Annotated in this window: 15 protein-coding genes and 3 tRNA genes; 13 read left to right on the top strand and 5 right to left on the bottom strand. The window is 33.8% G+C overall.

All coding sequences use genetic code 11. The features are described 5' to 3' along the window. The 12 genes from AD60_RS04425 to AD60_RS04370 all read left to right on the top strand — a co-directional run. On the top strand, window positions 1-484 hold a 484-nt coding region (locus AD60_RS04425), incomplete at its 5' end, for a methyl-accepting chemotaxis protein (protein WP_233186811.1). A 172-nt stretch (window positions 485-656) separates the two neighbouring features. Then, window positions 657-1,721 (top strand): peptide chain release factor 1, encoded by a 1,065-nt coding sequence (gene prfA, locus AD60_RS04420; RefSeq protein ID WP_166667765.1) that lies wholly within the window; start codon window positions 657-659, stop codon window positions 1,719-1,721. 27 nt (window positions 1,722-1,748) lie between these two features. Next, a complete protein-coding gene (gene thrS, locus AD60_RS04415; RefSeq protein WP_103876451.1) occupies window positions 1,749-3,671 on the top strand; it encodes a threonine--tRNA ligase in 1,923 nt (640 codons plus the stop codon). Window positions 3,672-4,048: 377 nt separating this feature from the next. Beyond that, entirely contained in the window at window positions 4,049-5,071 is a 1,023-nt protein-coding gene (locus AD60_RS04410) for a LacI family DNA-binding transcriptional regulator (RefSeq protein WP_103876456.1), read from the top strand. A 109-nt stretch (window positions 5,072-5,180) separates the two neighbouring features. Beyond that, window positions 5,181-6,164: a galactose-1-phosphate uridylyltransferase gene (galT, locus tag AD60_RS04405; protein ID WP_103876450.1), complete on the top strand. Its 984-nt coding sequence runs from the start codon at window positions 5,181-5,183 to the stop codon at window positions 6,162-6,164. 13 nt (window positions 6,165-6,177) lie between these two features. Then, window positions 6,178-7,338 carry a galactokinase gene (locus tag AD60_RS04400; RefSeq protein ID WP_103876449.1) on the top strand — a complete coding sequence of 387 codons (1,161 nt, stop codon included), beginning with the start codon at window positions 6,178-6,180 and terminating at the stop codon, window positions 7,336-7,338. Window positions 7,339-7,523: 185 nt separating this feature from the next. Next, entirely contained in the window at window positions 7,524-9,587 is a 2,064-nt protein-coding gene (locus tag AD60_RS04395; protein WP_103876448.1) for a beta-galactosidase, read from the top strand. An 88-nt stretch (window positions 9,588-9,675) separates the two neighbouring features. Continuing rightward, window positions 9,676-10,950: an ABC transporter substrate-binding protein gene (locus AD60_RS04390; protein ID WP_103876447.1), complete on the top strand. Its 1,275-nt coding sequence runs from the start codon at window positions 9,676-9,678 to the stop codon at window positions 10,948-10,950. A gap of 435 nt (window positions 10,951-11,385) precedes the next feature. Then, window positions 11,386-12,285 (top strand): carbohydrate ABC transporter permease, encoded by a 900-nt coding sequence (locus AD60_RS04385; RefSeq protein ID WP_103927394.1) that lies wholly within the window; start codon window positions 11,386-11,388, stop codon window positions 12,283-12,285. Continuing rightward, entirely contained in the window at window positions 12,282-13,094 is an 813-nt protein-coding gene (locus AD60_RS04380) for a carbohydrate ABC transporter permease (RefSeq protein WP_103876445.1), read from the top strand. Before AD60_RS04385 ends, AD60_RS04380 begins: the two co-directional genes overlap by 4 nt. A 172-nt stretch (window positions 13,095-13,266) precedes the next feature. After that, entirely contained in the window at window positions 13,267-14,439 is a 1,173-nt protein-coding gene (locus AD60_RS04375) for an MFS transporter (protein WP_103876444.1), read from the top strand. 65 nt (window positions 14,440-14,504) lie between these two features. Continuing rightward, entirely contained in the window at window positions 14,505-16,643 is a 2,139-nt protein-coding gene (locus tag AD60_RS04370) for an alpha-galactosidase (RefSeq protein WP_103876443.1), read from the top strand. An 85-nt stretch (window positions 16,644-16,728) separates the two neighbouring features. Here AD60_RS04370 and AD60_RS04365 read toward each other — a convergent pair. From AD60_RS04365 to AD60_RS04355, 3 genes are all read right to left on the bottom strand, one after another. Beyond that, window positions 16,729-16,805, bottom strand: a tRNA-Met gene (locus AD60_RS04365). A gap of 10 nt (window positions 16,806-16,815) precedes the next feature. Then, window positions 16,816-16,892: transfer RNA gene (locus AD60_RS04360), tRNA-Met, on the bottom strand. Window positions 16,893-16,924: 32 nt separating this feature from the next. Then, window positions 16,925-17,010 (bottom strand) — tRNA-Leu (locus AD60_RS04355). A 118-nt stretch (window positions 17,011-17,128) separates the two neighbouring features. Here AD60_RS04355 and AD60_RS04350 point away from each other — a divergent pair. After that, window positions 17,129-19,573, top strand: coding sequence for a hypothetical protein (locus tag AD60_RS04350; RefSeq protein ID WP_103876442.1), 2,445 nt, complete (start codon window positions 17,129-17,131; stop codon window positions 19,571-19,573). 5 nt (window positions 19,574-19,578) lie between these two features. On the opposite strand, the gene AD60_RS04345 is transcribed toward AD60_RS04350, so the two are convergent. Then, window positions 19,579-21,975, bottom strand: coding sequence for an RND family transporter (locus AD60_RS04345; protein WP_158248374.1), 2,397 nt, complete (start codon window positions 21,973-21,975; stop codon window positions 19,579-19,581). A gap of 438 nt (window positions 21,976-22,413) precedes the next feature. Further along, window positions 22,414-23,103, bottom strand: coding sequence for a hypothetical protein (locus AD60_RS04335; RefSeq protein ID WP_103876439.1), 690 nt, complete (start codon window positions 23,101-23,103; stop codon window positions 22,414-22,416). Window position 23,104 lies beyond the last annotated feature (1 nt).

Here is a 23,104-nt window from a genome sequence, read left to right as displayed (position 1 = left end):
AGCGGCAAGGGCAGGAGAAGCAGGAAGAGGATTTGCGGTAGTAGCGGATGAGATAAGGAAATTAGCAGAAGAATCAAGGAATGCAACGGATGAAATATCTGAAATATTAACCAACATAACGCAAGGAACGAACAAAGTAAACGAATCGACGAACAAGGTAGTAGGAACGATAGGGGAAATAAACGAAAAGATGGAGAATGTACAGAAAAGTTTCAACCGGATAAAAGAAAGGATAGAAAGGATGGACCAAGGGATAGAAAACATGACTGCAAGTGCGCAAGAACAAAGTGCAAGTGCGCAAGAGATGAGCACAGCGATGGACAGGGTAGCGAAAGCGGTAACACAGATAAGTGAACAACTAGAAAGGTCAAGAAGTGTAATAGACGAACAAGTAAAACAAGGGGTAGGGATAAACGAAGAAGCGAAAGAGTTGAGTGAATTAGCCACAGAATTAAAAGGATTGGTTGAAAGTTTTAAGATATAAAATTTTGCTGAATTGTGCAAAAAGCTTTTTGCTACTTTATGCAAAAGTGTTCTTTATAATGCCTTAGAAATAATTTCCATATTCTCATTTGCGAAGCAAATGCGTTCGGGGATCTTAAGGGGTTTTACCCCTTAATGTTAACAAATAAAATAAAAAGGTGAGAAAGTTGAATATATTAGATTTTAAAGGAGAAGTAAAGAAAAAAATTAAAGAACTAGAGAAACAACTAAGTGATCCGTGTATTACTAACGATATTGAAAATTTAAAAAAATTAGGACAGGAGCATTCCAAACTATCAGAATTAAATAAACTGTTTGAGAGTTACGAACAGGATTTAGAAGACATAAAAGCATTAAAAGAAATGTATGTAAACAATGAAGTCTCTGAAGAAGAATATCAGTCAATGCTCCAAGATTTAGAGGAAAAGCAAGGAGAAACAAGAAAAAAAATTATAGAAGGTTTAGTCTCTCAAGATGAGTATGATGAGAGAAATATCATTATGGAGATAAGAGCAGGTACTGGAGGTGATGAAGCGAGCCTTTTCGCTTCAGAGTTAATGAGAATGTATATACGGTATGCTGAAAGAAAAAATTGGAAATATGAACTCCTTGATCTAAACGAAAACGAACTTGGTGGAATTAAAACCGCCATATTAAAAATAAAGGGTCAAGGTGCTTACAGAAGATTGAAATACGAAAGTGGTGTGCATAGGGTACAAAGGGTACCTCAAACAGAATCTTCTGGAAGGATACACACTTCGACGGCCACCGTTGCGGTGTTACCGGAAGCAACGGATATAGATGTTCAGATAAATGAGAATGATCTCAGAATAGATACCTATAGGGCAGGTGGAGCAGGTGGTCAGTACGTTAACAAAACGGATTCTGCCGTTAGAATAACCCATCTCCCCACTGGAATCGTTGTAACTTGTCAAAATGAAAGATCCCAACATCAAAATAAAGAAAAAGCTTTAAATATACTAAGGGCAAAACTTTTTGAGATAAAGTTAGAAGAGCAACAATCTCAGCTTACACAAGAGAGAAAATCACAAATAGGTACTGCACAGCGAAGCGAAAAAATAAGAACATACAATTTCCCACAAAACAGGGTTACAGATCATAGAATTCACTATACCACTCATAGAATAAACGAAATACTTGATGGAGATTTAGATGAAATAATAGATAAGCTCCTAGAAAAAGATCTCAAAGAAAAACTTGAAAGTTTAACTTTATAAAATTCCATTATTGTTAGAGGTGATTAAATGGTTAGAATAACTTTTCCAGATGATTCTGTTGAGGAATTTAAAGATGGGATTACCCCTGCAGAAATTGCCAAAAGTATATCCCAAGGGCTGTACAGAAAAGCTATAGCAGCTGAAATTAACGGTGAATTAAAAGATTTGAATACCCCTATAATGCAGGATTCAACTATTAAGTTAATAACTTTGGATGATGAAATAGCTCCAAAAATATACAGACATACGATGGCTCATATTATGGCCCAGGCGGTGGTACGGATTTTCGGAGAGGATAGAGTCAAATTAGCTATAGGGCCGGTTATTGAAAACGGCTTTTATTACGATTTTGATATTGAAGGATACAACCTTTCAGAAGAAGATTTTTCAAAGATAGAAGAGGAAATGAAAAAGATTATAAAAGAAGATATAAAAATTATTAGAAAAGAAGTAAATAAAAAAGAGGCTATTGAATTATTCCAGGATCAACCTTACAAACTGGAATTAATTGGGGAACTAGAAGAAGACACTGTTTCAGTTTATTTTCAAGGGGATTTCTATGATCTGTGCAGGGGGCCTCATCTTCCTTCTACTGGTTATGTTAAATATTTTAAGCTTCTTTCAGTATCTGGAGCTTATTGGCGGGGAGACGAAAAGAACAAGATGCTTCAAAGGATATATGCCACCGCCTTCCCCAAAAATAAACAACTTGACGATTACTTAAACATGTTGGAAGAGGCAAAAAAAAGAGATCACAGAAAATTAGGCCCAAAATTGAATTTATTCATGTTACAATCTGAGATGGCTCCTGGTATGCCTTTTTTCCTACCGAATGGTAAGATAATTTTAAATGAATTGATGGCTTACTCTCGCCAAGTTCATAAAAAATATGGATACGAAGAGGTAGAAACCCCTCAAATCATGAATATTAAATTATGGCATCAATCTGGGCATTGGGATCATTACAAAGAGAATATGTTTTTCACTGAGAAAGAAGATATGCCTATGGCAGTCAAACCGATGAATTGCCCAGGGCATATATTGATATATAAGAATAACTTTGTCAGTTACAGAGACTTACCAATAAGAATGTTTGAATTTGGTAAAGTACATCGCTACGAAAGAAGTGGGGTTTTGCACGGTCTTTTTAGAGTCAGAGCTTTCACTCAAGATGACGCGCATATATTCTGCATGCAGTCACAAATGGAGGAAGAAATAATAAAAGTTATACAACTAACCAACGAAATATTTTCAACATTTGGTTTTAAATACGAAGCCATCTTAAGTACTATGCCTGAAGATCATATGGGAGATATTGAAAGTTGGGAAAAGGCTACCGATGCTTTAAAAAAGGCGTTGGAAAAGACCAATATGAAATATAGAATAGACGAGGGGGAAGGGGCTTTTTATGGTCCCAAAATAGACTTTAACGTTACAGATTCCCTTGGGAGAAAATGGCAATGTACCACGATTCAGCTTGATTTTCAGATGCCCGAAAGGTTTGACATTGTGTACGCAGATGAAAACGATGAACAAAAAAGGCCGGTTATGATTCATAGAGCAATATTTGGGTCTTTAGAAAGATTCTTTGGTATTTTAATAGAAAACTTTGCTGGTGAGTTTCCGACTTGGCTTTCTCCTGTTCAAGTATCAATTCTTCCAGTTTCTGAAAAATTTAACGAAGAAGCAAAGAAATTTTCTCGTATTTTAGAACAAGAAGGTATTAGGGTTTATGTAAATGATTCTGATGCTACCGTGGGATATAAGATAAGAAATGAACAGATGAAGAAAGTGCCGTATATGATAGTTTTTGGAGAAAAGGAAGTGAACTCAGATACTATAAATATAAGAACTCGAAAAGGTGATACCATAGAAAATGTTTCAAAAGAACGTTTCATTGAGAAAATAAAAAAAGAAATAAAGAACAGAAATTTGGACTTAACTTTTTAAATTAATAATACTCATTTATAAAGGGCGCCCAGGAAAGGGCGCCTTCAATATTTTAGGTTTTTAATTAAGATTATTTTTTTCGTCTGAATTCTTTTTTCTTTTCTTTTCTAAAACCTTTTTGGCTTGATTATAATGATATGAACCCTTTATAACCTGAATATTTAGATTTTCAAAGACATAAAAATACTATCTAACCATTACTCTATTTCGATGACAATTAATTTATGATCTAATACGCCATAAAATGCAAGTTCTATTTTATTTTTTTATTTGTCCTACAAGAATTGTACCACAAAAAAATCATTTTGATTTTTTTGGTTTTTGGTGTAAAATTAATTTGATACCGTTAACGTTAACATGAGAAAGAGGTGATAAAAATAAGTCGAGGTAGTTTTGTAACCATAAAAGACATTGCTGAAAAAGCAGGGGTCTCTGTAAACACTGTATCAAGGGCTTTAAACGATAAACCAGATATAAACCCTCAAACAAAAGAAAAGATAGAACAAATTGCCCAAGAACTAGGCTACGTTAGAAACATATACGCTACTATGCTCAAATCCAATGTAACTCATACAATCGGAGTAATCATGCCTGATAGTTCTAACCCTTTCTTCTCTGAGGTATTCAAAGGTATTGATAAAGCAGCACGGGAGAATAATTATCAAATAATAATTATGAACTCTGAAGGTTTATACGAAAATGAAGAAAAGTTTTTAAAAACGCTCTTGGAAAGGAGAGTCGACGGTATTCTCCTTTTTCCAATGCAAAAGAGTTATGAAGATATTCAGGAACTGATAAAAGAACACTTCCCTATAGTACTTGTAGGTAGAGAAATAGACGGTTGGAATGTGGATGAAATATTCAGTGACGAAGTAAAAGGGGGATATCTTGCAACGCAATACCTCATTGAAAAAGGGTGTAAAAAGATAAAAATAATAACCGATCAACTATATAACTCTGCTTCATATGGAAGGTTGCAAGGCTATAAAAAAGCGTTAAAAGAGAAAGGGTTAACTTTTTCGGAAGATGATATCAAGATATGTGAAGGGATACATGAAGGATATCACGTTAAAGCAGGTTACGATAAAACGGTTGAAATGATCAGAAAAAAAGAAGAATTCGACGGAATATTTTGCTACAACGATCTAATAGCTTACGGGGCGATTAAAGCTTTGAAAGAAAATAATCTAAAGATTCCACAAGATGTTTCAGTAGTAGGTTACGACGATATAGCCTTTTCAAGGTTAATCGAGCCAGAGTTGACAACGGTAAAAGTTAAAAAGTTTGAAATGGGATATGAGGCATTTCAAATGCTTTATAAAAGAATAAAAAGTAAGAAAAGCGATAACTCATCAACAAGGAAAGTATTAGATATAGAACTTATAGTGAGGAAATCTTAAACATAAAATAAGATATGGGTCATGGGTGGGCAGCGGGGCGAAGGGGCGCTAAAGAAGGTTTAGAGATTTTAAAGGCAGTAAATCTCAAACAAAGAAGGAGAGGAATTGTATGGCAGAATTACGTTGGAATCCTTTATTAAAAACATACACAATGGTTGCAGACAACAGACAAAATAGACCCCATTTACCTGAGGATTGGTGCCCCTTTTGTCCAGGACCGGGTAAAAAAGTGCCTCCGAACTATGACGTTTATGCATACGACAACGATTTTCCCGCTTTAAAACTAGAACCAGATGAGCCAAATATACAAGGATCGGATTTGTACAAAGTCAAAAAAAATTATGGAAAATGCGAAGTGATTTTGTATTCTCCTGATCACAATATTACCCTTCCTCAATTACAAGTAGAACATATATTTAAGTTGGTAAACTTATGGGTTGAAAGATTTGAGGAACTCTCAAAAGATGAAAAAATAAAATACATCTTTCCGTTTGAAAACAGAGGAAAAGAAGTAGGGGTAACGATGCTCCATCCACACGGTCAATTATATGCCTATTCGTGGATTCCTTTGAAGTTAAAAGTGGAACTCGACAACTGTAAAAAATATTACGAAGAAAAAGAAAAATGCCTTATTTGTGAAATGAACAAAGAAGAAAAGGAGTTTCAAAAAAGAATTCTTTTTGAGAATGGCTCATTTCTCGTTTATCTCCCGTTTTTTACAGACTACCCCTATGGTGCTTTCATCGTCAGCAAATCCCACAAAGGCAACTTATCAGAATTCGACGAAAAAGAAAAATGGGACCTGGCTGAGGCGATAAAACTGTTAACTGGTGGTTTTGATGCATTGTTTGACAAACCTTTTCCCTACATGATGAATATCCATCAAACTCCTGTTAATTCAGAAGAATATGCAGATTCCAACAAATACTATCATTTTCATATTGAGTTCTATCCTCCTTTAAGAGACAAGGATAAAATAAAATGGTACGCATCAAGCGAGATGGGTGCTTGGGCTGCGGCGAATACCATGGCGGTGGAAGAAACTGCCGTTACTTTAAGAAATGCAATAGAAAAATTCAAAAAAATACAATAGAGAGGTCGACAAAATGGATTTACTAAATTCTTTTCAAGAAATCTACGAAGTTAGTAAAAAACCAGTACAAAGGTTCTTCTCTCCAGGAAGAATAAATCTGATAGGCGAACATATAGACTACAATGGAGGATATGTATTACCAGTAGCTATAAACCTTGGTATAAATGGCTTAATGAATTTGAGGGACGATAATTTTATTTGCCTAAAATCTATGGACTTTCCCAACGAAGTAAAAGTCGATCTAAATAAGGGAGTGGATTATAGAAAAGAGGATGGTTGGGGTAACTATGCTAAGGGGGTTATAAAGTTTCTGTTAGAAGATGGGGTTCCCTTGAAGGGATGTAATATACTGATTAAAGGAGAACTTCCAAATGGAGCAGGCCTTTCATCTTCTGCGGCTTTGGAAGTACTAATTGGGTTCATGCTCTTATCTCAAAGTCAATCCCCTGAAGAAATCGAAAGAACATACCTTGCACTCTTGGGACAAAGGGTTGAAAACAAATTTATTGGTGTGAACTCTGGAATAATGGATCAATTTGTGATAGCAAACGCCAAGAAGGATCACGCTTTACTGCTTGACACACAAAACCTAACTTATGAATACATACCTTGCTATTTAGACGAGTATTCTCTGATTATTATGAACACAAACAAAAGAAGAGAGCTTGCTTCGTCTCAATACAACCAAAGAAGACAAGAATGTGAAAATGCTTTAGAAAAAATAAACCAATCGAAGGAAACAAAAGTTGATAATTTATGCCAATGTAGTGAGAAAGATCTAAAATATCTTGATAATGAAATAGAGTTAAAAAGAGCAAGGCACGTAATAACAGAAAATCAAAGGGTTATCCAGGCTTCTAAATTATTAAATAATAATGATATTGAAGGTTTTGGATCACTTTTAATCCAATCCCATAATTCCTTGAAAAATGATTATGAAGTGACAGGTTATGAACTAGATACAATTGTTGACGAAGCTCTAAAAACCAAAGGCTGTGTAGGAGCTAGAATGACTGGAGCAGGATTTGGTGGATGCGCCATTGCTTTGGTGGAAAAAAGTCAGGTAAAAACTTTCAAGGAGCAAGTTTCGAAGAATTATTATGAAAAAACCATGATAGAGCCATTCTTTTACGAAACAACAATCGAAGACGGAGTAAAAATTCTCAAAAATTGAGAAAATTCGAGTTAAACGTGAATAATATCTTTTAATTGCCTTTAAACTTACCTAATTGCCCATAACGAGATTTTGCAACGAATTTTAACTCTGTTATAATTATTTTGGTATCGTTCACGGTATCGATATTAATGTTTAGTAATATTGACCTTGTAAATAATATTGAAAGTTTAGGAGTGAAAATAATGACAAAAAAATATGAACCAATAAGTGCAAAAGTGCCGCATTTTCTACACGGGGCAGATTATAACCCTGATCAATGGCTAAAGTATCCAGAAGTCTTAGAAGAGGATATCAGGCTTATGAAGCTTGCTGGATGCAACGTTATGTCTGTAGGCATATTCGCCTGGAGTACTTTAGAACCTGAAGAAGGTAAGTTTAATTTCGGTTGGTTAGATAAAGTTATAGAAAAGCTATACAAAAATGGAATATATACAATCTTAGCAACTCCAAGTGGTGCTAGGCCTGCCTGGATGTCGCGGAAATATCCAGAAGTTTTGAGGGTAGGACCGAATAGAGTGAGAAACCTTCACGGTGAGCGCCATAATCATTGTTATACATCGCCAGTTTACAGAGAAAAAGTCAACATTATAAACACAAAACTAGCAGAAAGGTATTCGAATCATCCAGGAGTAATAGCTTGGCATGTATCTAACGAATATGAGGGAGAATGTCACTGTGAACTCTGTCAAGAATCCTTTAGAAATTGGTTAAAGGAGAAATATAAAACCTTAGAAAATCTGAATGATGCCTGGTGGACGGCTTTTTGGAGTCATACCTATACTGATTGGACACAAATAGAATCTCCCGCGCCTCATGGAGAGAGTACGCTTCATGGATTAAGTTTAGACTGGAAGAGATTCGTAACTCACCAAACTGTTGATTTTTTCAAACACGAGATAGAGCCTCTGAAAAAGATAAATCCAAACCTGCCTGTGACAACCAACTTTATGGGAATATATGAGGGATTAGATTACTGGAAATTTGTTGATTATGTGGATGTAATTTCCTGGGATAATTATCCAAGATGGCATAGTAATGATGATTACGATTTAGCCTGTGGAGTGAGTATGGTTCATGATTTGAATAGATCATTGAAAGGTGGAAAACCTTTCATGTTGATGGAGAGCACTCCGAGCACAACTAATTGGCAAGAAGTCAGTAAATTGAAAAGACCAGGAATGCATTTATTATCTTCTATTCAAGCGGTAGCTCATGGTTCTGATACCGTTCAATATTTTCAATGGAGAAAGAGCAGAGGGAGCAGTGAAAAATTCCATGGAGCTGTTGTTGATCATTGTGGGCATGAAAATACCAGAGTTTTCAACGATGTCAAAAATGTGGGTGAAACACTAAAAAGATTAGATGAAATAATAGGAACAACGGTAAATCCAGAAGTTGCTATTATTTTTGATTGGGAAAATAGGTGGGCGATGAAAGATGCCCAAGGCCCAAGAAACATAGGCATACATTACGAGGAAACCGTTAAAGAGAATTATAAACCTTTCTGGAAGAATGGTGTACCTGTTGATGTTATAAATATGGACTGTGACTTTTCAAAATACAAATTATTGATAGCACCAATGCTTTACATGGTTAAACAAGGGGTAAGTGAAAAAATCAAGGAATTTGTGAGAAAAGGTGGGACCTTTGTTACAACATACTGGTCGGGAATAGTCAACGAGACAGATTTGTGTTTCTTAGGGGGATTTCCAGGTCCTTTGAGAGAGGTTCTTGGCATTTGGTCTGAGGAGATAGATGCACTTTACGATGGTGAGAGTAGACAAGTTTCTTTCGATAATGAAAATGAATTAGGGCTGAAAGGTGAATATAAAGCAAAGGAACTATGCGATTTGATTCATTTGGAAGGAGCTAGATCTTTGGCAACCTACAAAGAGGATTTTTACAAAGGGATGCCCGCTTTAACGGTCAATGATTTTTCAAAAGGAAAAGCATATTATATAGCTTCAAGAAATGAAGAGCAATTTAACGATATGTTTTATGGCAAACTGATAGAAGAACTTGGATTGAAAAAGGTTATTGATAGGGATTTACCATACGGTATTACAGCTCAAATGAGAACTGATGGAGAGAATGACTTTATTTTTGTGATGAACTTTACTCAAGAAGAAAAGGTTGTCGAACTTGATGAACAGAAATATATCGACCTTCTGGAAGGTGAAACTTCAGATAGAAAACTAACTGTTCCAGGTTATGGGGTTAAGATTCTTAAAAGAACGAAATCTTGATATGCTTTTTGCTATGAAGGAGGTGATTTTTGAATAGCAGTACAAGTACTATGATTAAATATGTCTAAAACATATGGGAGGTGTAGGTATGAAAAGATTTTTAAGTGTTTTAGTCCTTTTAGTTTTTATGGTGGGATTAGGTATAACGGCTAATGCAGCAGATTCAAGTGGCAAAATAACCATATGGTGTTGGGATCCTAATTTTAATGTGGCAATCATGGAAGAAGCAGCCGAAAGATACAGTAAAGCAAATCCAAATGTAGAGTTTGAAATTGTAAGTATGGCAAAAGCCGATGTTGAGCAAAAGTTGAACACAATATTGGCCTCTGGTGTAAAAAAAGGTCTTCCTGAAATTGTGTTGATTGAAGATTATAACGCAAAGAAGTATTTGGAATCGTATCCTAAATCTTTTACTGATTTAACAGGTTATTTTAACTGGGAAGAATTCGCCGATTACAAACTTGGATTCATGACATTAAAAAACAAAGTCTATGGAGTTCCATTCGATTCTGGTGTAACAGGATGGTTTTATAGAAGAGATTATTTTCAAGAAGCTGGAATAAACGTTCAAGGTCTAAATGAAATTACAATGACTGAATTTATAGAATTAGGAAAAAAGGTTAAAGAAGAAACTGGGAAATATATGATTGGAGCCGATCCGTATGATGGAGGTTTAATGAGGATATTGCTACAATCAGCGGGAACTTGGTATTTTTACGAGAATGGAGAACCAAACATAGCAAATAATCCAGTGATGTATGAAGCAGTCAGAATTTACAAAGAAATTTATGACTCAGGAATTGGCAAAGAAGTTTCTGGCTGGAATGAATGGGTAGCATCATTTAATGAAGGAGAAGTTGCCTCCGTTATTACTGGAGCATGGATAATTGGATCGATAAAGGCAGAACCCACTCAAGAAGGTAAATGGGGCGTTCTACCAATTCCAAAATTGGATGTTCCTGGTTCTGTTAACGCCTCAAATCTTGGAGGATCCAGTTGGTATATATTAGAAAATTCTGAATACAAAGATTTAGCAATTAATTTCATGAAAGAAATATATGCTAAAGATGTAGATTTTTATCAAACAATATTGTACGAAAGAGGAGCTATAGGAACCTGGTTACCTGCTCAAACAGGTGAAGCTTACGTAAAACGAGATCCTTTCTTTGGTAACCAAAGAATATATTTAGATTTTTCAGAATGGATGACTATGATTCCTTCAATTGATTATGGTTTATTTACTTACGAAGCAGACGCAGCAATTATGGGAGTAATGCCAGATGTATACAATGGTAACTTAACGATTGAAGAAGCTCTAAAAAAAGCTGAAGATCAGTTTAGAAATGTAGTTGGATTTTTTTAATTATTAAGAAGGTCCTTATGGACCTTCTTTTTGATACCCTTAGTATTTGTGATAACTAATTTACCAAAATATAATTTATTATCTAAAATTAGTTTAAAAAGAATGAACTAAAAAACTTAATTTGTATTTGTATTTTCCTAAAAAGTTTTTATTATCTGGTTGCAAACTGCAAGTCTCATTAATAATATTTTTAGACACTTTAGAAATAATAAGATTTTCAAAAATAAGATTTTGATTTTAAAAGGGTTACAGGGCGGAGCCCTACTCGATCCATCCGGGCGGGCTGCTGAGCGAAGGGGAGCTAAAGCAGATTGTATGTAACTTAGAATGATGGAGGTATTTTAAAAATTTTTAGATTCTTGAAGTATTGTTTAAAGCAGGTTTCAGAGTTTCCAAAGACACTAAATAATATTTTTTAGTTAGGAGGTTTATTAAGTGACTAAAACATTTGAAAAAAGAAGAAACAAATGGGGTTGGATTTTTGTAAGTATAGCTGTATTTTTTTTGGCTTTGTTTATTTTCTATCCCTTGATTTATTCCCTATATTTATCTACTTTTTCTACAAGAGGAGTAATGAGAAATTTTGTGGGCTTTGGAAATTATCTAAGACTTTTTCAAGACAACTATTTCATACAATCATTGAAAAATATTATTATTATTTTAATTATTCAAGTTCCTATAATGCTCTTTTTAGCGCTTATTTTTGCTTTTTTGCTTAATGATCCAAAATTAAAGTTAAAAAGGGTTTTTAGAACAGCTCTTTTTTTACCTGCTGTCACTTCTCTTGTTGCATATAGTGTAGTTTTCAAAATGATGTTTTCTACTGAAGGTCTTATTAACAATGTCTTATTAACTCTTAATATAATTAAAGAACCCATTAGATGGTTGTTAGATCCAGTATGGGCCAAAGTTACATTAATAATTGCCATGACTTGGAGATGGACAGGGTATAATATGATGTTATATTTAGCAGGGCTTCAAAATATACCCCAAGAAATCTATGAAGCTGCTGAGATAGACGGTGCAAGTAAAATTACCCAATTTTTTAGAATTACAATTCCTTTGTTGAAACCTATAATTCTTTTTACTACTATTTTGTCTACGATAGGAACATTACAACTCTTTGATGAGCCAATGATGCTAGCTTCTGGGGTGACAACAGGTTCAAGCGTTGGCCAAGGTAATTCTTTGCTTACACCATCAGTTTATATTTATAATGTTAGTTTTAAGTATGTTCCAAATTTTGGATATGCCTCTGCAATTTCGTGGATTATAGTTCTTATAGCTGTAATTTTAACTTTAACGCAGTTTAGGGTGGCAGGTGAGGAAAAATGAGTCGAAAAATTAGATATGTATTAATATACTTGTTTTTAAGTATTGCTGCTTTTATTTCAGTGTTCCCTTTTTATTGGATGGTGGTTGGTAGCACAAATACATCTTTAGATGTCAATAAAGGAAAACTAACATTCGGAAATCAATTTTTCGTAAATATCCAAAATCTTATAAACAATTTTGATTTAGGTCAAGTTTTCTGGAACTCTATCCAAATTTCTTTTTTTGTAGTTATTTTGTCTGTTGTTGCATCTTCTATGGCCGGTTACGGGTTTGAACTGTATAAATCAAAAGGAATGAAATATGTTTATGGTGGGACTTTATTAACATTGATGGTTCCTTTTGCCGCTTTGATGGTTCCTGTTTTCAGGTTGATGACTTATTTGAATTTAATAGATTCCCTTTGGGGAGTTATTTTACCTATGATCCCATCAGTGTTTTTAGTCTTTTTCTTCAAACAAAATTTTCAAACATATCCAAGGGAGATTATAATGGCGGCGCGTGTGGATGGAGCAAGTGAATTAAGAATTTTTTTCTCCATAGTAATGCCTTCAATAAAAGCCACATATGCTGCCGCAGCAATTTACTCCTTTTTAACAAGTTGGAACGCATACTTACAACCCTTAGTTATTATTCAAAGTCAAAAAAAGCGTACTATGGCTTTATTTATAGCTAATTTAGCATCAGGTTACAAACCCGATTTTGGTTTAGTTATGACAGCCGTAGTAGTAGCGACGGTACCAGCTCTGATTCTATTTTTTATGCTTCAGAGGTATTTCGTACAAGGCGTTTTAGGTTCTGTAAAACAATAAAAATATGTCTAAATGTTTCCCTCTTTCTTTGTAATAGTGTATTTCAACAACTAATAAAACTCTATCACAAATGAAAAAAATTGTATTAATAGATTTTTTGAAGTTTATATAATGTGTGAATATGATAAAATTAAAGGTATAGAGAGCTAAAATTATTGGGGGAAGCAAAAAGTTGAATTCTGCAAAAAAACAAAATCAAAAAAATAACATGTTAATTATATTCGGTGTGACGTTGATGGTCGTCATGGGTGTATCTAGTATTTCTCCTGTTTTTCCTTTGATAAAGGAAGAATTCAATGTAACAGAGCAACAGGTAGGCTTGTTAATTACTTTTTTTAACTTGCCTGCCATATTTTTAACTCCATTATTTGGTGTTTTAGCTGATAGATATGGAAGAAAAAAATTTATGGTTCCTTTCTTATTTTTATTTGCCATATCTGGGGCATTAAGTGGTTTAACAACAAATTTTAACATTTTACTGTTATTACGTGCTATCAATGGAGCTGGGGCATCCGCCTTGGGCGCATTGAATGTAACCCTTATGGGAGACTTATTTAGAGAAAGAGAAAGATTAAAAGTTATAGGTTACAATGAAACCGTTGCAAATATTGGATTAGCTATCTATCCACTTATTGGTGGAATGTTGGCTATTTTTGGTTGGCAGTTTCCTTTTTTTCTGTCCATTTTAGCTGTACCCGTTGGAATAGCTACCTTATTTCTTCTTGAAGATTCCCATCAAAATAATGGTGAGAACTTGAAGGATTATTTTGTAGATCTGTTTAAAGTTTTAAAAGATTTCAGAATAATTCTTATCTATATTGCTGGGTTTTCTACTTTCTTTTTGCTCAGTGGTGCATATTCTTCGTATCTACCTTTTTTATCAGAATATAAGTTTGGTTTTCCCCCTTGGATAACAGGTATATTAATGTTTTTTATGTCTTTCACCGCTGCATTTGCTTCTTCACAGTTGGTGAAATTAAGCGATAGATACACGGTAAAATGGTTGTTAGCTTTTTCTTATGTGTTTTATGCGATCGCCCTTTTTTTATTGATGGTTGTTAGAAATTTTGTAGGTTTGATGGTAGCTGTTATTATTTTTGGCATGGGGCATGGCATAAATATTCCGAGTATGCACTCTCTGACTACTGAAATAACTTCAAGAAAAAACAGAGGAGCGGTGATTTCCTTAAGAGAGGTTTTCTTTAAGTTATCTGGAACTGTGGCTCCATTGATGATGGGATTTCTTTATACTTTAAACGGGATTGATGCTGTTTATCTTTTTTCGGCTATTTATTCTTTGTGTATTTTCGTTCTTTTATTTTTTTCTTTCAAAAAAATATTTTGAGTATGCAACGATAAAATTCTGGTTTTAAAAGGCTCACCATTTAAATGTGAGAAGGAGGAAATTAAATGCCTATAACTTTTGATCAAGAAACGAAGAGATGGTTTTTGGAAACAGAAAATATGGGTTACGTTTTTGGATTAGATGATCAAGGAAAAATCAAAAATTTGTATTGGGGATCAAAGTTACCGAGGTTTAAGGACTACCCAGAAGTTAAAGATTTGATTGTAATGGACAGATACACTTGGAATGATGAGTTTTCTGTAAGAGGAGAGAAGAACAACGTCGAGCATTGTTTGAAGGTTGAGTATTACGACGGTGTTAGGGATATTGTGTTGAATTACAAAAGTTTTGAAGTGAGTGGGAATGATCTAGTAATCAGGCTAAGTGATGAGCATTATAATTTGAGTGTAAATCTTTTCTACAAGGTGATAGCAAAGTACGATATTATAGAAAGATGGATAGAGATTGAAAACAATTCTAATCAAGAAATAAATGTAGAAGATATGAAATCGGCGTCGTTGTATGTTGAAAATGATGAAAAAGCAAAACTAAATTATCTTGCAGGTATGTGGGGGAGTGAGTTTCACTTAAAAAAGGAAGACATAAACGAGGGAAGCAAAGTTTTGGAAAGTAGGGTTGGAAAAACAAGCGCCTACCTGAATCCTTTTTTTGCGATCGATTACTCTGCTGATGAAGATCATGGAAAGGTATACTTCGGTGAATTAGCTTGGAGTGGTAATTGGAAGATAGTAGTGCAAAAACGTATATACGAAAGAATAGCTATAATTGGAGGAATAAATGACTGGGATTTTAGTTATATACTAGAACCCTCGGAAAAGATCACTACTCCGAAATTTGTGTTTGGCTTTTCAGACGAGGGTTTTACAAAGGCGAGCCAGAATATACATCATTACCAGCTCGACTATATCTTGCCAAAAGATAAAGCACACAAATTAAGAAAGGTTTTATACAATTCTTGGGAAGCCACGACGTTTAATGTGAACGAAGAAAATCAAAAAATATTGGCTGAAAAGGCTGCAAAAATTGGTGTGGAACTTTTTGTTATAGACGATGGATGGTTTGGGGAAAGAAATGACGATCATGCAGGGTTAGGGGATTGGTATGTGAACAAAGATAAATTTCCAAATGGCTTGAAACCTTTGATAAGCTATGTTAAATCCTTAGGAATGGATTTTGGCATATGGGTAGAACCGGAGATGGTTAACCCTGACAGCGAATTGTATAGAAATCACCCTGACTGGGTGATTAGTTTTCCAAATAGACCAAAATCACTTCAACGAAATCAATTGATGCTTAATTTGGCAAGAGAAGATGTGAAAGAGTTCATCATAGATTTCATGGATAATCTTTTAACACAGAACGATATAGATTTCGTCAAATGGGATATGAACAGACATGTTTTTGAGTCGGGATGGATGCAAGTAGAACCACGAAAACAAAGAGAAATATGGGTTAAATACGTGTGGAACTTATATGATATTTGGAAATATTTAAGAGAAAAACATCCACACGTTACTTTTGAAAACTGTTCCAGCGGTGGGGGAAGAGTGGATATAGGCTTAATGCAATATGCGGATCAAGTATGGACAAGCGACAACACAGACCCATTTGATAGATTAGAGATCCAAGAGGGTTTTTCCTACGCATACGCACCAAAAATAATGATAGGGTGGGTAACTGACTGGGGAGAAAAAGATACTTATCCTTTGGCGTACAGATTTCATTCATCGATGATGGGATCTTTGGGAATCGGTGCAGATTTGAATAAATTCTCTGAAAGGGATTTCGATTTAGCAAGGTATCAGGTTCAGTTGTATAAAGAGATAAGAGAGATAATACAAGAAGGCTATCAATTCAGACTTTCTTCCGTTCCAAACGATAGGTATTTTGCTGTGGAGTATTTGAATAAAAGTAAAGATGAAGGTGTTTTGATATATTTAAGAAACCCTCGAAGGTTTGGCTTGTTCGATAGGGTAAACGTCAAGCTAAAAGATTTGGAAAACGATGCTGTATACACTGTTTATGAAGGGCTTCAGGAAGAAGAAAAAGAGATAATTAAATTATCAGGAAAGGCACTGAAAGAAAGGGGAATTATAGTAGAGGATTCCTCTAAGGATTTTTTCGAAAGTGGAAAAGTAACTCATTTTTATAGCAGAATTTTGAGGTTTAGAAAGAGTGATTAATAATTCGTCAAAATATTAAAATAAAATAAAAAGATGGGGCATCTATCTAAATTACCCCATCTTTTTATTTAAGAAATTTCATTTATGGTGGCGGCGAAGAGATTCGAACTCTTGACACTACGGGTATGAACCGTATGCTCTAGCCAACTGAGCTACGCCGCCATATAACAAATGGTAGCGGGGGTAGGATTTGAACCTACGACCTTCGGGTTATGAGCCCGACGAGCTACCAGACTGCTCCACCCCGCACCAAGTAATGTAGCATAATTAATTTAAAAGGGTGCCGAGAGTCGGACTCGAACCGACACGGGTATCTCTACCCAGCGGATTTTAAGTCCGCAGCGTCTACCAATTCCGCCATCTCGGCATTAATTCCAAAAATAAGTCTATCATAAAAAGGAAAGTTTGTCAATACCTATCGATCTTTTTTATTTATTATATTATAATAGATTAAGCTTTAAAAAATCAAAGGAGTTGAATTAAAGATGACAATTAAAGGATTTAGAAAATTGTTTGTATTGATCTTTTGTATGACGATTTCTTTAACGATTTTTTCTTCTACTGTTTATACACCACCTAAAGATCTTTATCAATTAGAAACAGAGAATTATAGGTTTGTTTTTGAGAAGGATCTTTATTATTTTTATGAAGAGATCGCTGATACCGCGGAAGAATTGTATACAAAGTACACTTATTTTTATGGTTCAAATCCTGGTAAAATAACGGTTTATATTTTAGATGATGTTGATTTTACAAACTCTTTTGCCTTCACAGGTACCAATGTAATAAGGCTTTACATTAATCCTCCAGAAGATTTTTTGGCATTGGGTGGAAACGTAGAAGATTGGAGTAAATTTGTTTTTTCGCATGAGTTGAATCACATTTTTTATGGGAGTGATGTTAGAGATCCTTTTATATCTTGGGTTCCTAGTAAATTGATTAAAAACACGATTAACATGGTTCATCAGCCGAGCTATTTGCATGAAGGTATTTCTATTTACATGGAAAGTAAAGAGTTCGGAGGGAGATTTGAAGACGATCTTTTCAATATGTATCTAAGATCTGAGATATTGAGTAACAACTTCCCAAGATATTATTTGGGTTCAGGTTCTTCAATTGATATATGGAGCCCTGCTGGTTTTAACTATATGTATGGAACAATTTTGGTGAAAAAAATAGTTAATAATTATGGAGAGGACACACTGAGACAGATAATAAGGGTCTTAAATACAAACGTTTTTAGCAATTTGGATGAAGCGTTTTATTGGGTAACGGGGGATAGTTGGACCAGCTTTTTGATAGATATTAAGCAAGAATATCTTAATGACTACGATCAATTAAAAGAAAAAGGTTACAAATTATCTTGGTTGAAAATCGATAACACTTATCAAAATACTGGGAATCTTAGAACTGATGGGATTTCCCTTTATGGATATTTGGTTATGCCTGATCAACCGAAGGGAGCATACAAAGATGGCGAATTGATTAAAAAGGGAGTAAGTTCATTCGATGTAAATTCAAGAGGTAATTTTTTGTACTTAGTGACTACCTACAACATGGGATATTACACAAATAAGTTGTATTATGATTGTGCTTGCCCGAATGGTGGAAGGTTTCTAGATGAAAGGGTTAAAGCTTTTGGTTTTGTAGGAGACGAAAAGATAGCTTATTCAAAATTAGACAAAGGTTTGACTGCTTTGTATTTGTACGATTTAAGGACTAACGAGACTAAAAAGTTAATAGATTATGGTAAGTATGTTTTTAACGATATTGTAGGAGAAGAAGATATAATATATTTTTCTGCTAATTATAAGAACCAAACGGATATCTATTCATATGATTTATCATCAGAAAAGATTTATCAAATTACCGATGATGAAGTTGAAGAGCTTGGTTTATTTATCGATAATGATTTTATTTATTATTCTGCTAATTACCAAGATGGGATATACAATATTTATAGGTTAAACACAACCAAAAAAACGGTTGAACGCTTGACAAATTATTTAAGCGGTAGTTTTGAACCGGTAGTTTTGAACGATAAGTTATACCATTTAGTTTACGATCATGAGGGATACCATTTGAGTTATTTAGATTTAGAAAGTGCAGTTAAAGAAAGTTTTGTTTTGCAAAGTGTAGTTGCACAAGTTAATTTTGAAAGTTATGAAATCTATTATCCTGAAGACGTTGAAGTAAAAAAATACACATTTGAAAAGCCTTATATATTGCCGTTTCCAATTTTAGCTGTTGATATGGATGATAATATTTTATACGGAGCCGGAGCATTTTTTATCAGCGAGGCCATGAACTACATAGGGTTTATAGATGCATTTACAGATGGGAGCAAAATTTACGGGGATTTATCCTTGATCTTTGATTATTATACGACTAACAGTATAACTCTGAGTTTGACAGAAGAAGATATTTTAACAAGTTTTTATATTTCCAATAGTTATCTTTGGTATTTAAGAAATACGATAAACACATTTTTGGGAGGTGGGAGTTCATTTAAAAACACTTCTTTCGATTCATATGTCTTAGATTCTATTTTCCAAATAAGCCCTTACTCTGTTAACAATTACAACATTTATGAAATGGGTATAGGAATCACGTATGATTCAATTTCTGGTATAAAGGCAAATTTAGATAAACCATTTGTTGTGTTTGATACGAAGATCGATCCTTACATTGGGTATGCAGGTGGATCTATATACGCTGGAAGTAAGGTAGAAAAAGTATTATCGAGACCATATCTATCCTTTGAATCTGGAAAGTATAGATTCGATGGAATAAAGGCAGGGGGAGATGTCAAGTATGATTTTGGACAAGAAAAATTTGATTATCTTGCTTACATACAATTCGATTTGAGTATCTTTTATTGGTTGAATGTACCGTTGCAGATAAACAGTGATATGTTCAAACCAAAATAAGTTAACTACTTTTTTCTTTTCCAAAATTTTCTGAGCATTTCTCTATTTACTATGAACATAACGGTTGTGAATAGCCAGGTAAAACCCAAGGACATAGACATCGTCAAACTAAATTCTTTTAAAAGCTCTCCCCTAGAAAATTGAAAGCTCAAGAAAGAGAGTGTTGTCGTAGAAAGTGAAAATGTTATGGATTTTAAGATATTCCAAAAGTTTGTCTTGTTAGTACTGAACGTGTGATATATATGTAGAAATCCATCTATACCTATACCAAAGATTAAGGGAAAAGTTAGAACGGTTACGAAAGTAGCCTTTATACCTAATAAATATGACACACCAAAAGTAGCTAATACAGAAATTATCAGACTAAGCATAGCTTCAGATGGTTGAAGCACATTTTTTCTAACAATTGCAGTTATACCCCATATGGAGATGAAAGATAGAAATAATGGTATATAAAATCTTTTTCTGATCATCTCCATTATTTTATATGTTGCTTTTGGTAAACCCAGAATGTTTTCTCCTTTTTCCCCAAGCGCGTCAAAGAAAATTTTTATTCCGTTGTTACTCCAAAGGCTGAATTTGGGAGTTACTTCCAGAATAAGATATTTTTGACCATCCTTCTCTATTAAAAAGTTTCCTCTGAGATCCTCAGGGAAAATATCCATGATATTCAAGGTAAAATGGTAAAGGTCAGAAGAGCGAGCAGCAGCATCTATCAGTTTTAGACTGTCTGAATATAGATTATTCTTTTTTAAAACGGATATTATTATTGGATTATTTATAACTTGAGATAAACCTTCTAACTGTGTTTTTATCTTAGAAAATTCTCCAAGATTTTCTTGAATTATGTCTGGTAAACTGTTGACAGATTCCACAACACCCGTGTTCAATAATTCTTTTTTAACAGTTTCAATATCTTCGTCAACTCTCATTAGATACTGCAACGTATCAAAAGAAATATTTCCAAAGTGATCCAAAATTTGTTCTCCCACCTTAACAGATTCTGAATTAGAAGAAATTAGCCCTGGAGGCGTGTACGAAAAGTTACTGTAATTAACTAAACCCAAAACGCTGAAGATCGAAACTGCTGGAACCACTATAATAAAAATCATTTTTGAATTTTTTGATATAAAGTGAGGGATTTTTTTAAAGGCATCATCTATTTTGACTGTAAAAGGAGAAATTTTTATTTTTACTTTTAAAGCGTAAATTAACGTTGGAACAAAAAAAATCATAATAAAGAAAAAAACCAATAAACCCATTGAGCTAACGATTGCTAACTCTTTAAAAGCGGGTAATCCCATGAAAAAAAGCGTTAAGAAAACTATAACAGTAGTTATCATTCCAAAGAACAGAGGCAAAAGTATTCCTTTGTAAGTCGAAGCCAATGCAGTAGTGAAATTACCATCATCCTCAATTTCTTTTGAAAATCTCGTCATTACATGAATCCCATAAGCTATTCCCAAACCTAAAGTTATTGCCATTACAAAAGAAGTTACAATATTCAATTCTCCGAAAGTTAACGTGATGAGCCCCATCGTTAAAAATGTAGATATTATTAAACCTAAAAGTACTATTATAGAAGAAGTGAAATTACCAAATGCGAAAGCGAATAGAATAGTTATAAAAATTATCGATAAGGTTGTTGTTATTTTAAAATCTTCCATTACCGTACGATTAGATTCGTATCCCGTGACATAGGAATTAGTCAAACCTGTTTTTATATTGAAAGTCTTTTCAATCTCTGTTAAAATTGAGTCTATTTTTGGAACTATGTAGTTTACGTAATCTAAATCAGAAGAAGCTTTGTTGAAAGTAAGTCCCATTATCATAACTTTTCCATCAGGTGATAAAGTGTAGTAGGAACTGATTAAATCATTATTTTTACCAGTTTGGAGAAAGTTTTCTAAACCGTAAATATCCTCTAAAAAGTTATCCGCTTTTTCAAATAACTTGAAATCATAGGTGAAATTTCTACTTAATAAACTGCCAAAACTTTGTAAGTTCTCATACATAGTGTAAATTAAATCCGTTTGGCTTAAGTTTATGATGCCGTATGAAAAAAGGAAAGAGAGATCCGTTTGCACAAAACTTAAAAAGGTAGGTTCTTTTTGCATCAAATCGTAAAAAGTTGAGGCAATTTGTGAAGGCTGGACATTATCGTTGAGAAAAAACGCAGCAACCATCACATCAGATCCTTCAAGAAATGCTTGTTCTTCTAGAAGTTCAACAATAACTTCCGAGTCTTGAGGAAGTATTTTCAACAAATCTGAGTTTACCTTCAATCTAGTGGAAAAAAAGCCAAAGAAAATTGTAAAGACTAAAACTACCGCTATTATGTAATAAGCATTTTGGGTGATAAAATTAGCAAGTTCTAAAAAGAAGTCCTTTTTTTCTCTCACAGCAACCACCATACTAGAAAAAGGTCAAAAACAATACCTATAATTAAAGAATAGTAATTATTTTTTTTTAAATCTATATAAAATCTTAAAAGGATTACCCATAAAACAGAGAAATAAAGAAAAGGTTTTCCTAATAGGCCTAATATAACAGGGGAAACGGAAGAAATGTATGCGTATAATAAATTAGATTCAGAACAAAAAAGCATTCTTATGCCCGAACTTAAGTAAGAAAAAAGCAGAATAAAAATAAGTAATTTAATTTTTAGAACGTCAAAACGTCCCACTTCAAGTATTTGTATGTTTCTCAAAAATACCGGAGAGAAAAGGTAAAATAGGCTTATTAGGAATGGGATAAAAAAAGATTTTTTTGTAACGTTGAAAATATTTTTTGGATTTATAAGGGAATTGAAAAAGTCTAAAAAAATATTCGGCATTTTTTCATCCTTCGAAGACAAGAACTGAAACATTCGGTTCAATATCTATATTTTCCTGCCTAAAAACATCCAATAAAGGTGTCACCGCAGGGTTATTAAGTAAATCCTCATCAACGATAACTCCACCATATTCGTTCAAAGAATTTAAAAGATCTCTATTGAAAGAATAGGATCTATAATCCTGTTGTGTGAATAAATTATACCTGGATTTCATTATATTTATCGTGTTTTCATCAAAATTTTCTGGATTCAAAACATATATCTTTGGAGTTAATTCTAAGTATAAATTGTCAGTTATGAGTTGATAGTAGGCTAAGGTTAAACCATATAGTTCGTAATCATTTTTTGATTCTTTATATCTGACTCCCGTGGAGATGATCAAACTTCTGAAATCGTCGTAAGCGTTTTTAGTGACAGGTTTGATAGTTAGTTTGTTGTTTCTAAAATCAAATTTTAGGGTTCCTACAAAAACCCCATCATCCATTATATTACGAGTTATAATGGAAAGATTGTTCACATCATTTAATTGATCATTCAAAAAAGAAACATCATAACTGACATTTTTTACTACAAATTTGGGAGATTTTTCTATATTGTAAGTCGTGCTTTCCATACTGCCCAACGAGAGATATAACCCGATGGACAAAGAGAAGAATATTAAAAAAATAGATATAACCCATCCATAAAAACGCAAC

The sequence above is a fragment of the Petrotoga sp. SL27 genome (assembly GCF_002924605.1).
Taxonomy (GTDB): domain Bacteria; phylum Thermotogota; class Thermotogae; order Petrotogales; family Petrotogaceae; genus Petrotoga; species Petrotoga sibirica.
The sequence above is the reverse complement of the archived record's forward strand: the minus strand, read 5'-3'. Positions and strand labels throughout refer to the sequence as shown.

Coding starts and splice junctions, on each gene's coding strand:
- AD60_RS04400 (WP_103876449.1), top strand. CDS start 6,178: ATGGATTTACTAAATTCTTTTCAAGAAATCTACGAAGTTAGTAAAAAA.
- AD60_RS04370 (WP_103876443.1), top strand. CDS start 14,505: ATGCCTATAACTTTTGATCAAGAAACGAAGAGATGGTTTTTGGAAACA.
- AD60_RS04350 (WP_103876442.1), top strand. CDS start 17,129: ATGACAATTAAAGGATTTAGAAAATTGTTTGTATTGATCTTTTGTATG.
- AD60_RS04390 (WP_103876447.1), top strand. CDS start 9,676: ATGAAAAGATTTTTAAGTGTTTTAGTCCTTTTAGTTTTTATGGTGGGA.
- AD60_RS04380 (WP_103876445.1), top strand. CDS start 12,282: ATGAGTCGAAAAATTAGATATGTATTAATATACTTGTTTTTAAGTATT.
- galT (WP_103876450.1), top strand. CDS start 5,181: ATGGCAGAATTACGTTGGAATCCTTTATTAAAAACATACACAATGGTT.
- thrS (WP_103876451.1), top strand. CDS start 1,749: ATGGTTAGAATAACTTTTCCAGATGATTCTGTTGAGGAATTTAAAGAT.
- AD60_RS04395 (WP_103876448.1), top strand. CDS start 7,524: ATGACAAAAAAATATGAACCAATAAGTGCAAAAGTGCCGCATTTTCTA.